At 40.2% G+C, this 13,747-nt stretch carries 14 protein-coding genes and 1 pseudogene; 8 read left to right on the top strand and 7 right to left on the bottom strand.

Features of this window, described 5'->3' with window-relative positions:
* Positions 1-14: 14 nt before the first annotated feature.
* Positions 15-380 (bottom strand): clan AA aspartic protease, encoded by a 366-nt coding sequence (locus IQ259_RS21790; RefSeq protein WP_193888084.1) that lies wholly within the window; start codon positions 378-380, stop codon positions 15-17.
* On the bottom strand, positions 377-649 hold the full coding sequence (locus IQ259_RS21785; protein ID WP_193888097.1) for a hypothetical protein: 273 nt from the start codon (positions 647-649) through the stop codon (positions 377-379). Before IQ259_RS21785 ends, IQ259_RS21790 begins: the two co-directional genes overlap by 4 nt.
* A 130-nt stretch (positions 650-779) precedes the next feature.
* Here IQ259_RS21785 and hisD point away from each other — a divergent pair, with 130 nt between their 5' ends.
* Positions 780-2,069 (top strand): histidinol dehydrogenase, encoded by a 1,290-nt coding sequence (gene hisD, locus IQ259_RS21780; RefSeq protein WP_193888083.1) that lies wholly within the window; start codon positions 780-782, stop codon positions 2,067-2,069.
* Positions 2,070-2,167: 98 nt separating this feature from the next.
* On the opposite strand, the gene IQ259_RS21775 is transcribed toward hisD, so the two are convergent.
* Positions 2,168-3,076, bottom strand: coding sequence for a 1-aminocyclopropane-1-carboxylate deaminase/D-cysteine desulfhydrase (locus tag IQ259_RS21775; protein WP_193888081.1), 909 nt, complete (start codon positions 3,074-3,076; stop codon positions 2,168-2,170).
* A gap of 202 nt (positions 3,077-3,278) precedes the next feature.
* Here IQ259_RS21775 and IQ259_RS21770 point away from each other — a divergent pair, with 202 nt between their 5' ends.
* The 5 genes and pseudogenes from IQ259_RS21770 to IQ259_RS21750 all read left to right on the top strand — a co-directional run.
* Positions 3,279-5,009 (top strand): diflavin flavoprotein, encoded by a 1,731-nt coding sequence (locus IQ259_RS21770; RefSeq protein ID WP_193888080.1) that lies wholly within the window; start codon positions 3,279-3,281, stop codon positions 5,007-5,009.
* Positions 5,010-5,101: 92 nt separating this feature from the next.
* Entirely contained in the window at positions 5,102-5,590 is a 489-nt protein-coding gene (locus tag IQ259_RS21765; RefSeq protein ID WP_193888077.1) for a phosphate-starvation-inducible PsiE family protein, read from the top strand.
* 40 nt (positions 5,591-5,630) lie between these two features.
* Positions 5,631-7,364, top strand: coding sequence for a diflavin flavoprotein (locus IQ259_RS21760; protein ID WP_193888076.1), 1,734 nt, complete (start codon positions 5,631-5,633; stop codon positions 7,362-7,364).
* 151 nt (positions 7,365-7,515) lie between these two features.
* Positions 7,516-7,998 (top strand): hypothetical protein, encoded by a 483-nt coding sequence (locus tag IQ259_RS21755; RefSeq protein ID WP_193888075.1) that lies wholly within the window; start codon positions 7,516-7,518, stop codon positions 7,996-7,998.
* A gap of 160 nt (positions 7,999-8,158) precedes the next feature.
* A pseudogene (locus tag IQ259_RS21750) lies at positions 8,159-8,458 on the top strand (caspase family protein); the annotation flags it as partial.
* An 84-nt stretch (positions 8,459-8,542) separates the two neighbouring features.
* Here IQ259_RS21750 and IQ259_RS21745 read toward each other — a convergent pair.
* Together IQ259_RS21745 and IQ259_RS21740 are read right to left on the bottom strand one after the other, a co-directional pair.
* The gene (locus IQ259_RS21745) at positions 8,543-9,181 is read right to left on the bottom strand and encodes a Uma2 family endonuclease (protein ID WP_193888073.1); all 639 of its coding nucleotides are present in this window, start codon (positions 9,179-9,181) and stop codon (positions 8,543-8,545) included.
* Positions 9,182-9,407: 226 nt separating this feature from the next.
* Positions 9,408-9,845 carry a hypothetical protein gene (locus IQ259_RS21740; RefSeq protein WP_193888072.1) on the bottom strand — a complete coding sequence of 146 codons (438 nt, stop codon included), beginning with the start codon at positions 9,843-9,845 and terminating at the stop codon, positions 9,408-9,410.
* 120 nt (positions 9,846-9,965) lie between these two features.
* Here IQ259_RS21740 and IQ259_RS21735 point away from each other — a divergent pair, with 120 nt between their 5' ends.
* Both IQ259_RS21735 and IQ259_RS21730 read left to right on the top strand, forming a co-directional pair.
* A complete protein-coding gene (locus IQ259_RS21735; RefSeq protein ID WP_193888071.1) occupies positions 9,966-11,810 on the top strand; it encodes a S8 family peptidase in 1,845 nt (614 codons plus the stop codon).
* Between the two features lie 79 nt (positions 11,811-11,889).
* Positions 11,890-12,123, top strand: a complete 234-nt coding sequence (locus IQ259_RS21730) for a hypothetical protein (RefSeq protein WP_193888070.1) — start codon at positions 11,890-11,892, stop codon at positions 12,121-12,123.
* On the opposite strand, the gene IQ259_RS21725 is transcribed toward IQ259_RS21730, so the two are convergent.
* Both IQ259_RS21725 and IQ259_RS27635 read right to left on the bottom strand, forming a co-directional pair.
* Positions 12,110-12,433, bottom strand: coding sequence for a thioredoxin family protein (locus IQ259_RS21725; protein ID WP_193888095.1), 324 nt, complete (start codon positions 12,431-12,433; stop codon positions 12,110-12,112). The two genes, IQ259_RS21730 and IQ259_RS21725, sit on opposite strands and share 14 nt — an antisense overlap.
* 267 nt (positions 12,434-12,700) lie before the next feature.
* Positions 12,701-12,823 carry a hypothetical protein gene (locus tag IQ259_RS27635; protein ID WP_255525492.1) on the bottom strand — a complete coding sequence of 41 codons (123 nt, stop codon included), beginning with the start codon at positions 12,821-12,823 and terminating at the stop codon, positions 12,701-12,703.
* Between the last annotated feature and the right edge of the window lie 924 nt (positions 12,824-13,747).

The raw sequence follows: 13,747 nt of genomic DNA, 5'->3' as shown, positions 1-13,747 counted from the left end.
CAATAACTGATTGATTAAAGTTTCTCTAACAAAACTAAACCATTGTCTTGAAAATCTATTTCCAGGTGATATCCTGCCATCATAGAAGTTCCTAGCAACGGTTTATAACCAGCCGCTAAAACAGGAACTATTTTTTCTATACCATCCCATACAATTGTGGCAAAATGTATAGCTAACAAAGCTTCAGTACCGTCGGCTAATCTTGCAGATGTACTAGAGTATAAGGGAAGATTCATCGTACTGACTGCTTGTGATGGTAAAGTAAGATGGTCGTTAAATCCAGTATCAATCACAAAATCTAAAGAAAAATCTGGCTGCGAAGCTAAACGAAAAACTACTGGAATGATTGCTTTACTATCAATTACTTTTCCATAAATCATTCAGCAGTACGCTCCATTGCACCACCAAAACTTACTGCAACATCATAACCAATCCGGATAGTAAACAATCTAGCATTCGGATTCTTCTGTTTTAACTTTAACGCTGTCTCTACACCCGTTGGATCAATACCATATTCACCAGTTTCGGCATCAATCACAATCATTTTACCGATGTTATCGCTATGCTCAACATTTTGACGAATACCGTTTTCGTAAAATTGTTTAGCTCGTAGGGCTACTTCTTCTACACTCCAAAAAATAGATTGCATCACAATTACACTACTTTGGCTGTTGAAATTATTGTAGTATTTACCAGCAACCCCACCCGGCGATCGCTCCATACTCTACACTAATTAATATCCTGACTGCAAACCTGCACTGATTTGAAAGATACTGTCCATGCAGCTACTTAAAACAACCGACAAAGATTTTTCTACCGCATTCCAAGCACTAGTCAATAATCGCCGGGAAGCCACGGTTGATGTTAGTGGTACAGTACGCGGGATTCTCGCTGATGTGAAAGTGCGGGGTGATGCCGCAGTCAAGGAATATACTAGTCGTTTCGACCATTTCAGCCCGGAATCTTTGCATCTAAGTGCCGATTTTATTGCCGCACAAGCCGTTAAATGTCCGGCTGATGTGAGAGCGGCACTAGAATTAGCAGCAGAACGCATTGGGGACTTTCATCAAAAACAACTTCCGCAAGATATTGGCTACACCGACGCAACAGGGGTAAAACTCGGTTTAAATTGGGTTTCTCTATCGCAAGTGGGTATTTACGTCCCCGGCGGACGCGCCAGCTATCCTAGTTCTGTGCTGATGAATGCTTTACCTGCCAAAATTGCTGGGGTGGAACGCATTGTAATGACGGTACCTATGCCACGCGGTGAGATTAACCCTGCTGTTTTAGCGGCGGCGCAAGTTGCTGGCGTGACAGAAATATATACTATTGGTGGGGCGCAAGCAATAGCCGCCCTTGCCTACGGTACAGAAACTCTGACTCCTGTAGATAAAATTGTTGGCCCTGGTAATGCCTATGTGGCGGAAGCCAAGCGTCAGGTATTCGGGACTGTGGGTATTGACAGCATCGCTGGGCCTTCGGAAATTTTGGTGGTAGCTGACAATAAAAATAACCCAGAGTGGATAGCCTGGGATTTATTATCGCAAGCAGAGCATGATCCTAGCGCCCAATCAATTTTAATTACCGATTCAGAAATTTTCGCACAGCAAGTTATCACAGCGATTGAGCAAGTTCTTACCAAGCTGTCTACTCAAGAAGTAGCCCGTGCTAGTTGGGAAAATCATGGTGCAATCATTGTAGTCAATGATTTGGCACAAACCATACCACTGCTCAATCAACTGGCTCCTGAACACGTAGAGTTGTGCGTCGATAACCCGCAATTACTAGCCAGTCAAATTAAATGCGCGGGAAGTCTGTTTTTAGGACGCTACACCCCAGAAGCCATTGGCGATTATTTAGGCGGCCCGAACCATGTATTACCTACTTCCCGTTCTGCTCGTTTTGCCTCTGGTTTGAGTGTTTACGATTTTCTCAAACGCATTACTTATTTAGAATGCAATCAAGCAGCATTGCAAGAAATTGGCAAAGCAGCCGTAACTCTAGCTGAGGCGGAAGGGTTACCCGCCCATGCTGGTAGTGTGGCTGTACGTTTGCGATCGCCAGGTTAAGCTAAGTAACTAGACAGAATTAATTAACAAATTTTTGACTGTAACCTGTAACCTGTAACCTTTCCCTTATCTCCCCTCATGAATTTACTTGTGTCCGATTACTTACCCATATTTCCTTGTAAACCACCAGTGTGAATAAGTAGCAAGCGATCGCCTTTTCTAAAAAATCCCTGCTTTAATAAATCCATCACACCATAAAACATCTTGGCAGTGTATACGTAATCTAAAGGTATACCATGCGCTTGTTGAAAATGCTGGCAGAAATTCAGCAGTTCATCGTTGACTTTGGCATAACCACCGAAGTGATAATCACAGATTAATTCCCAGGAACACGCAGATTTATTGGCTATAGGTAAATCAGCAGCTAAGTAATTCTGTAATAGTGTTTCGATTTCTTGTTGGAGAAATGTACCATTTTTGAGGATAGGAAAAGCGATCGCTCTTTGCTTTTGAGTTAGTGAAAGTAAAATACCAGCAAAGGTAGTACCTGTACCACAAGCAACACAGACAACATCAAAATCTGCGGCATCTTTGAGTATCTCCATACAGCCGCGCACACCATTTAAGTTACTCCCACCTTCAGGAATGATAAACACTTCACCAAAGCGTTCTTGGAGTTGGGCGTGTAATTCTGTGGTGTTGCGTTGTCTGTAACTTGTGCGATCGCAGTATACCAACTGCATACCCTGTTGTATCGCAAAACTCAACGTAGGGTTTAGTGGTAGCCTTTCCTCACCACGAATGACACCAATAGTCTGAAATCCAAATAATTTACCAGCGGCTGCGGTTGCAAAAATGTGGTTGGAATAAGCACCGCCAAAGGTTAGCAGGGTTGTAAAATTTTTTTCTTTAGCCTCTAACAGATTGTACTTCAGCTTAAACCACTTATTACCGTTAACCCATGAGTGCATGAGGTCGAGGCGTAGCACAGACAGTTCCACACCAGCACTTTGGGTAATGTCGCTATGAATCTGCTGTGTCGGAGGCGAAAGAAAGATTGAGGACATGAATATTTAAATTACTTCCATATTACATGACATAAAACTAATGATAAACATTGATTAATTACAATAGTAAACTAATATTAATAATAAATAAAACTTTCTGATGAGTATCTTTAGAAATTGGCATTTTACTAATTGAAGATAACAGTTCAACATAAGAGTAAGCACATTCACTCCAGATGAAATTATTTTTGGAGAAAACCCAATGGTTACAATCATAGAAACTGCTTCAGTCTTTCCTAATCCATCACGTTTAACTATACAAACTATTGAAATTGCCACACAAACTACCGCTATTCGTTGCCTTGATTGGGATAGAGAACGTTTTGATATTGAGTTTGGTTTACGGAATGGCACAACATATAATTCGTTTTTAATCCAAGGTGAAAAAACTGCTTTAGTTGACACTTCTCATCGTAAATTTGAGCAATTATATCTAGAGTTATTAACCGGATTAATTGAGCCAATCAAGATAGATTATTTGATTATTAGCCACACAGAACCAGATCATAGCGGGTTAGTCAAAGATATATTGCAATTAGCTCCTAATATTACTGTTGTTGGTGCTAAAGTTGCCATCCAATTTCTGGAGAATATGGTTCACCAGCCATTTAAATCAATAATAGTAAAAAATGGCGATCGCTTAGATTTAGGTAATGGTCATGAATTAGAATTTATCTCGGCTCCCAACCTCCACTGGCCGGACACAATCTTTACTTACGACCACAAAACAGGCATTCTCTACACCTGTGATGTGTTTGGAATGCACTACTGTGATGATCATACATTCGATGAAAATTTGTCTTTAGTTGAAGAAGATTTCCAGTATTACTATGACTGCCTGATGGGGCCAAATTCTCGTTCAGTTTTGGCAGCTTTAAAACGGATTGAAAAGTTAGAAATATCAACAGTTGCGACAGGTCATGGGCCATTACTACAGAACTATATTTCAGAATGGCTAGAACGCTATCAAACTTGGAGTTTAGAACAAACAAAAACTGAGTCATTTGTAGCTTTATTTTACACCGAAGATTACGGTTATAGTGAGAATATAGCCCGTTACATAGCGCATGGTATCACCAGAACCGGAGTAGTAGTTGAATTAGTTCCTCTCAATAATACTGAACCTCAAGAAATCCGCGAATTAGTATCACAAGCCTCCGGTTTAGTGATAGGAATGCCACCTCAATCTGCTATAGTTGCACAAACAGCCTTAAGCACTGTATTAGCGGCTGCTCATCATAAACAAGCTATTGGTTTATTTGAATCGGGAGGAGGAGAAGATGAACCAGTTTATCCTTTACGCAATAAATTTCAAGAAATTGGATTAACTGAAGCTTTTCCACCAATTTTAATTAAAGAAACTCCCACCAGAGCCACAGAACAATTGTGTAATGAAGCCGGAACAGATATCGGACTATGGTTAAACCGCGATCGCACCATTAAACAAATCAAATCCATCAACACTGATTTAGAAAAAGCTCTCGGACGAATTAGCACAGGACTATACATCATTACAGCCAAAAAAGCAGAAATTCAAAGCGCGATGTTTGCTTCTTGGGTGACGCAAGCAAGTGTCAATCCGTTAGGAGTAGCAATTGCTGTGGCTAAAGAACGAGCTATTGAATCCTTCATGCACATAGGCGATCGCTTTGTTTTAAACGTTCTAGAAGAAGATAACTATCAAGGCTATATGAAACACTTCCTCAAGCGTTTCCCTCCCGGAGGCGATCGCTTTGCAGGTGTAAAAATATATCCTGCTGCTAATGGTTCCCCAATTCTCGCTGACGCTTTGGCTTACATGGAATGCGAAATTACCAGCCGTATGGACTGTGGCGATCATTGGGTGATTTATAGCACCGTGCAAACCGGACGAGTAGCCAAAATAAATGCACTTACCGCCGTTCATCACCGCAAAGTTGGTAATCACTACTAAAGAAAGTAAAAAGTAAAAAGGCAAAAGTATAAAGAAAATATTTTTTACCTTTTTACTTTATTCATATCCAATTTAGATTCAATAAAAAAGCTATGTATAAGCCTGTTGATGAGAACCAAATTACCATCTACGAAGTTAATAGAAGTCGCATTGTTCGCAGCTTGGAACTTATTCAAGATGTGATTGTAATTTCCCTATGTATTGGCTTATTTAGCTTCATGGTGATTCAGGTGAGAGATATGTTTCTCTCTCTACTACCTCCTCTGAATTTTCAAGTTGTTACCGCCGATATTCTGTTTCTGCTGATTTTGGTTGAATTGTTCCGACTGCTGATTATTTACTTACAAGAACAACGCATATCTATTGGGGTAGCGGTAGAAGTTTCTATTGTTTCCGCCTTGCGAGAAGTGATTGTTAAAGGTGTACTCGAAACTAATTGGACTCAAGTTTTAGCGACTTGTGCTTTCTTATTAGTTCTAGGAGTCTTATTAGTCTTGCGAGTTTGGCTACCTCCCACCTTTGAAGGTATTGATCCAGAACAACAAGTATCACAACGCTACAAAAAAAATCGCATTCATTAAAAGTTAGTTGCACACTTTATACTTCATACATTCTCTTACTATGTCTGCTACTATCACCCCCAACCGTTCCAGAGATGTCCAGGTTGCAGAAATTGCAGAAAATACACTAATTTTGCGATCGCGTACTTGGGAAAGGCTTAAATTTGAGGTGGAATATTCCCGCCAAAAAGGAACCACGGCGAATTCTTATTTAATTCAAGCTGATCAAAAAGCTTTAATTGACCCTCCTGGTGAATCTTTTACTGAAATCTACCTCCAGGAACTAAGACAACATCTAGACTTAGCGACTCTAGATTACATCATTCTCAATCATGTCAACCCCAACCGCCGAGCCACACTCAAAGTATTACTCTCTCAAGCACCGCAAGCCACTATAATTTGCTCTCGTCCTGCGGCTAATGCTTTAAAATCAACCTTTCCCGAATGGGAATCACACATTCAAGCGGTACGTTCCGAAGATACTTTGGATTTAGGACAAGAACATCGTCTATCATTCATCACTGTACCAACTCCTCGTTGGGCAGATGGACTCTGTACTTACGATCCTACTACCAAGATTCTTTACACAGATAAATTTTTTGGCGCTCATATCTGCGAAGATACGCTTTTTGACGAAGACTGGAAACAGTTAGATGCAGAACGGCGTTACTATTTTGAGTGTCTTCATGCACCCCAAGCCAAACAGGTTGAAGTTGCTTTAGATAAATTGACAGCGTTAGGAGCTAGATATTACGCTCCGGCTCATGGCCCGGTTGTGCGTTACAGCTTGAGCCGTTTTACTTACGATTATCGCCAATGGTGCCAAGGGCAAAAATCACAGGAATTTAGCGTTGCTTTATTGTATGCTTCTGCTTATGGGAATACGGCAATTGTAGCTAATGCGATCGCTCAAGGATTGATTCAAAATGGCATCAATGTAGAGTCAATCGATTGCGAACTAGCAGACACAGCAGAAATTACTCGACTTGTAGAAGCTTGCGACGGATTTATTATTGGTTCCCCCACGTTAGGCGGTCATGCACCGACACAAATTCAAACAGCCTTGGGAATAATTCTGTCAACAGCCACCAAAACTAAGTTAGCAGGTGTTTTTGGTTCCTACGGTTGGAGTGGCGAAGCCATTGATTTATTAGAAAGCAAGCTCAAAGATGCTAATTATCGTTTAGGGTTTGAAACAATTCGGGTACGCTTTAGTCCTACTGCTGATATTCTCCAACAGTGTACAACTGCGGGTACAACTTTTGCCCAAACCTTGAAAAAAACCAAAAAACTGCGTGTTCCCCGCCAAGTAATTACAGAAGGACAAGTAGACCGTACCGAACAAGCTGTAGGGCGGATAGTTGGGTCGTTGTGCGTTGTGACAACTCTTGACCAAAATACCCACAAAGGCATCTTAACTTCTTGGGTATCACAAGCAACTTTTAACCCACCCGGAATTATGATTGCGATTTCCCAAGAGCAAAATGCTGATTTAATGCGTCATCCTGGCGATAAATTCGTGCTGAATATTCTCAAAGAAGGTAGAAATGTACGACGCTATTTTTCTTGTCATAGCACTTTGGGAGATAACCCATTTGCCAATCTTTCTACACAAACTGCTGCTAATAGTTGTTTGATTCTAGATGACGCATTCGCCTATTTAGAATGCACAGTTAAAAATCAACTCGAATGTGGAGACAGATGGTTGATTTATGCAGTGGTAGATAAGGGAGAAATGCTAACAAATGATGGTATGACGGCTATTGAACATCGTAAATCTGGTAGTTTGTATTAATCTTGCTAAACTTTATTCCACTACTTCTCTGAAGATACAAGGTTGAGTGGAGCAACGCAAAACCCAACATCCTGAAAACTGGTGCAAGTGACAATGTACTATCCTACATCTTCGTCTTAAACTTAAGTCCAGAGTGATCAGGAGAAAATTCATGCGATTCTTAATTAGTGTAATGGTTGTCACTTTCAGCTTTGGGCTGTCATCATTAGTAGCTCAAGCACAACAGTCTGTTTCTGATAACCAAGTAGCAGCAATGGTAGAAGCACTACGACGATCTGCACCCCAAACTGGTAAAGTAAACGATGGACTTTACAGTGATTGGCAAGTCCAACCTGGAACTGTCAAAGCTTGGTCAAAATTTTGTCTCAAAAAAGAGCTTACACCAACACAGTTTGAAAATAATCCCGCGATCGCACGCCAAGTTGTTTCTTGCATTACGCGCCGGGAGTTAGACAAGCAGTTCCGCGCCACCAAAAGTAATGAAACTGCGGCGGTAAATGGTGTAGCTTGTTGGTGGATGACTGGTAACTACACAGGTTGTAACAGTGGCTTTACTGCTACTTATGTACAGAAAGTTGTTGGTTTTTATCAGCAGCAGCGTTCCAAACCATTACCAACTCAATCAGCACAATAAAGTTCCTAGCTTTCCCTATTTTATGGCTATGGTGTACACACAAGTCTCTTAGTCAGCAATGTTAATACATCGACTTGTAAAAATTAACCGCAGATGTAGACGCATCTTCATGATGGAGACGAGGGTAGCAAAATGGTAAAAATTACCTGGTCTTTCTGCACTTGCAACGCCATCAATGGATGTGCAGGAAGTTAAGAGAGTTTTGCAGCACCCGGAAATGGGTGGGTTTGTGGAAGCAGATATCCAGCAACTCTTAAATCCAGAACCACAAAAAATGCAGGAAGCAATTGAAACGCTGTTTAGCGATCGCACCAAAGGCGATCTTGTATTGCTATACTTTTCTGGTCATGGCATCAAAGATGACACTGGTAAGCTTTACTTAGCAACTAGCCTGACTCGAAAAAATGCCCAAGGGCGACTCATCAAGTCAACAGCCGTTCCAGCTAGTTTTGTGCTATAGCGATTTTGGGATAACTTGGCCATGATTTTAAAGTGATAGCTCATGTGAGTAGCGATCGCACCTTGCTCAAGGACTTATTATTATTTATAAATTATCCTTAACCCAAGCTCTAAAATTACGCATAGCTTGACTTCTACCAATAGTTAAACACTGCTGAACATACTCATTGGCTAATTCAATAATGGGTATATTAGAAAAATTAGGACTAGATTGCGATTTAATATATTTTCCATCCTGTAACAAGAAAATTTCTAAACTTTGTTGTGTATATCGCCAAAGTTCAGGAACTCCTAAAATTTCATAGTTATTAAATCGAGTCCGGGAAGTAATATCAACTTCGATGGCTAAATCTGGTGGTGGGTCTATAGTTAAATCAATCCGATTTTTCCCAATTACAGCAGCTTGGTTTTGAATGTAAAAACTAGTATCTGGTTCTACTGCTTGCCGCATTCGCTCATTTTTGAGGGTTGTGGAACCAAAAGGCTCAAAATCAATTTGGAGTTTGTCTAATAAAATTCTGACTAACTCCCCAAAAATTTCTTTATCTTTTTCGTGTTCGGGTAGAGGAACCATAATTTCTAACCAGCCATCACTATAAGAGATGCGTGCAGCACGCTTTTCTCCCATTTCTTCTAAAATATTTTCTAACTGCTGCCAACTAATATCTTTGAGCAACATTTGTTGTCCTGGTTTGACGATAATTTGTTGCAGTTTTAAAAGCATATCGCCTCTGACATTAGGTTTAGTTCTTATTGTAAAGAATTAGAATGCGATCGCACTTAAACCAAATCATCATTAAAAGCGATCGCATTCCCACATTTTCAGCGTATAATCCAGTCTACAGCGTGAGATTCGGTAATATCCCTCTTCTGTCGCTTTCCGAAAACATTTGCCATTTGTGAATTCTAGAGCTTTTATCTATTTTTACTTTTGCCTTGTTGTACTACGTTTATGATTGATTTTGTTCCGGGTGCAGATTTTCTAATACACCCTGTAAATACTCAGCCCATTTTGCAGCTAAAGGTATTTCAGTAAATGGGACACGTACAGAGTTAGCGAGTTCAGTAAAAATAAACTCTAACTCGATAGAACGGCCCTTTATTGGTGGATTTTTTATATTTACTATTGCGCCATCTACCAAAAAATTTATTTTTTTGACATTAAGTAAAGAAAAATTTTCTAGATTAATTGGGCCTTTTGGTGTGGGTTTTCCCCAGGTTATATTGTTTTCTTTTTGACCTAGTACTGCATAAATATCATACTTAGCTCTTTCAAATTGCTCTGCCCAAATACGATAAGCCTCTACTTTTTGATACTCCCTTGAGCCTTGCCAAGCTAACCAAAAAAACGCTATCAACAGAGGCAACCATAAAAGACCACGTTCCATCGTTTAAATAATCCTGAGTCGTAAGTGAAAGTTTAACTAACTAAAGTGACAATTACACCAATTAGGGATGTAGATAAGTTATGTTAGTGAGCAAACTGGCAAAAGCGGTGACGAATTAATATGAGAAGGTTAATATTATTGTGCCTGTTTATTGTTGGGCTAGGCGCTGCTGTTTTTGGATTTTTGAATTTTCAGGGACTAGCAGCTAAAGGTGATTTTGAAACAATTGTGCTTGATTTTCGGGAAGATATTGCAAAAGATGAGATAGATCGAGATTTGCAAGCGATCGCACAACAATACAACGTTACACCTCAATTAGATAATAAGTTTTCTGCACAAGACAATGTGTATATTATCAAAGGCGATCGCCAACGGCTCAAGGAACTGAAGAAATCTCAGTTTGCCAAAGCTACCGAATTTATCGAGCCGAATTATATCTATACAATTCCTCCTGAACCTAAAGCCGCAGGGTTAGGAGAGTTGTTGCAACCCCAAGATGAGCAGGTAAATCCTTCATTAAAAGGCCCCAACGACCAATATTACAGCAAGCAGTGGAATCTACACAAAATCGGCGTTGAAGGCGCGTGGACTGAAACTAAAGGTAGTGGGATCACAGTGGCTGTGATTGACACTGGGATTACCCAAGTACGTGACTTAAAAGAGACAAAATTCGTCAAAGGCTACGATTTTGTTAACGACAGAGAACAAGCAACAGACGACAACGGACACGGTACGCACGTTGCAGGTACAGTCGCCCAAGCCACTAATAATCAATATGGTGTAGCGGGCATTGCCTACGAAGCTAGTCTCATGCCTCTGAAAGTATTAAATGATTATGGTGGCGGAACTGTGGCCGATATTGCCGAAGCTATTAAATTTGCTGCTGACAAAGGCGCAGATGTCATTAATATGAGCTTGGGTGGTGGCGGTGAAAGCCAGTTAATGAAAGATGCAATTGATTATGCCTACAGAAAAGGTGTCACCATAATCGCCGCAGCCGGAAATGAAAATGCAAATGGGGCAAGCTATCCAGCCCGCTATCCCCGTGTTATCGGCGTTTCTTCCTTCGGCCCAGATGGTGAAAAAGCTGACTACTCTAACTTTGGTGCTGGGGTAGATATCTCGGCTCCTGGTGGCAGCGCATCTGGTACAATTTTGCAAGAAACCATCAACGAAAATGGCGAAGGCGTATTTTTGGGACTCCAAGGTACAAGTATGGCTTCCCCTCACGTTGCTGGTGTGGCAGCTTTAATCAAAGCTAAAGGCGTTGAAAATCCAGATGAAATCTTAAAAGTCCTCAAACAGTCTGCTAGAGTCATTCAAGATGATGGTTTGAACTATTACGGTGCTGGACAACTCAATGCTGAAGCAGCAGTTAAACTGGCGGCTGAAGGACAAATCAATTTCCAAGATTTCTTCCGGTGGTTACGAGATAACGGCTACCTTAACCCAGGTTTTTGGATTGATGGCGGTGCTATAGCGCTAATACCTAAAATTTTGATGGTAATCGGTTCTTATCTGCTGGCTTGGTTTTTACGAGTTTACTTCCCCTTCACTTGGAGTTGGTCTTTATCCAGTGGCTTAATTTTTGGCAGTTCTGGATTATTCTTCCTCAAAGGCATCTATATATTTGACCTACCTCAATGGCCTTTCCGCGTTTTAGGCAGTTCCCTTCCTGAACTAGGCAATACTTTACAGGGTACTGGTGCTTTAAATCCTATTTTTGCCAGTGTACTTATTCCGCTTGTTCTTATCCTATTACTACTGGGACACCCTAGTTGGAAATGGTTTGCTGTTGGTTCTACCTTAGGTGTAGCGGCTTGCTTAACCGTCAGTGCCATTTATAACCCAGCTGTTTGGGGCTTGGGTAGCGGTGACATAGCGAGGATCTTCCTCATTGCTAATGCCATACTCTGTTATGGACTAGCTCGTTTGGCAGTTAACAACGAAAAGCAAGTAGCATAAAATATCAGCCAATAGTGAGTGGGGAATTTTTATCCCCACTTTCAACTCAGCACTTTCAACTCAGCACTCAGTACTTATTATGAGCATCACAGTTACAGGCACTATCGAACGTCGTGATATTGGTATGGGCGCTTGGGCTTTAGTCACAGATGACGGCGAGACTTACGAAATTCTCAAAGGCGCTGACAAAAGCTTACTCAAAACTGGGCAGAAAGCAAAAATCACAGGACAGGTACGTGAAGATATTATGACAATGGCAATGATTGGCCCAGCCTTAGAAGTTAAATCATTTGAAGTAATTAGTTCTCATTAGCAGTAGGATTTAAAACTGCTTGCAGACGACTTCTAAATTCTCCTTTGGGATGACCTCCTTTGACCTCACCCATAATTTGAAATTCTCCCTCTGGAGAATCACAGATAATATAAGTAGGCCATCCCATTTCCGATTTATCTGGATATTGGGTTAGCAAAATTTTCCGATATTTACGATAGGTAGCTGTGTCTTGCATTTTCACATCAATAAACTGCAAACCCAGTTCTTCAGCCACTTTTTGGTCATAAAAAGACATTTTATGACAAATACCGCACTCTTCAGAAGAAAATTTAATGACTGCTAAACTCATATGATTTTGCGCCTCCTGGAAGTAGGCAATACATCCTACCATAGTTTGTCTAACTAAGCATCTTACTCACGACTTAGCAAGGGGTATAGCGCAGTTAATCAGAATTTAAGTAAAAATTTTAGAATATTTCCTAAAAATATTATTTTTTAGGAAATATTCTTGGGTGCGACATATTGTTGAGTAGGCAACAAAAATTAGCCAAAGACTAAGCTAGGACTTTGTTATAGGTGCTTGAAGAAGTTGCTAAAAACTAGTTTTTAGCAATCTTTAATCTGGCTTTGACAAATCACTAGGAATCCGACTATAAACTATGATAGGATGTACAAACTTACGATTCTCATCCAGGGTAGCTTCTGCGAAGCAACTGAGCGATCGCAAAAAAATTTCCACAATCCATCTGCCATCTTACCAATAGCGGAAAGCAAGTGAGCGAATTTAAGGTGATAAGCACTAAGAGTGTTTCATCAACTCTATCGGTTGCATAATAATTGCGAAAATTCGGAATTAACATTAGGTCAATAAACGCTGACACTGATAGACATAAAACACCATTTGCACTGGTATATTATCTAAAAATTGCGCTAGAATATACGCCTAAGCAACTACCAACATTTCACAAACAAACGAAAACAATTTTTCCAAAAAATCCCCAAGTAAGTGTTAGCCTATCAGGGGAGTGAAGTATCAGGGTGCATCTACCAATTAATTGTTCCAAGGTCTAGCAAAGTCTTCCGGAACAATTGTCGTAAAGGTCGTTTGTTGTTTCAAAATCAAAAAAAAGTCGTATCTACCAAGCAAGAGAGTTAGTTATCTTAGTACAACTACCAATAATCTGTTTCTAGGATTCAGAAGTATGTTCCGGATAAAAATTTCAAAAGCCAACATGCTGTTGAACCAGCATAAAAAAATCCACCAATTGTGGTCAGTAGATAGGGGAGTTAGTTATTAGGGCGCGTTGATTAATAATTTATTTATTCGAGAAGTTATCCATATCTTCCGAATAAATTTTCAATAATCATGGTTGCTATTTACCAACCATAGAAAATCTCCCAGTCATGGCAGATAACTAGGAGATTTTTTATCAGGGTGTATTTATGACAATGATTTTGTTCGAGACTCAATTAGCGTCTTCTGGATAAAATCTTGATTATCAAGATTACTGCTGTTCAGATGTTGCTTTTTTTTAGAAAAAAATCCCCCAGCCAGTGTTAGCCAGCCAGGGGAGTTAGTTATCAGGGTGCATCTACCAATTAATTGTTCTACAATCAAACAGCATCTCCCGGAACTATTTGCATCGGGTAGCTTTTATCAATT

The organism is Fortiea sp. LEGE XX443, from assembly GCF_015206815.1.
Lineage (GTDB): Bacteria > Cyanobacteriota > Cyanobacteriia > Cyanobacteriales > Nostocaceae > Nostoc_B.
This window is presented reverse-complemented; position numbering and strand designations above follow the sequence as displayed.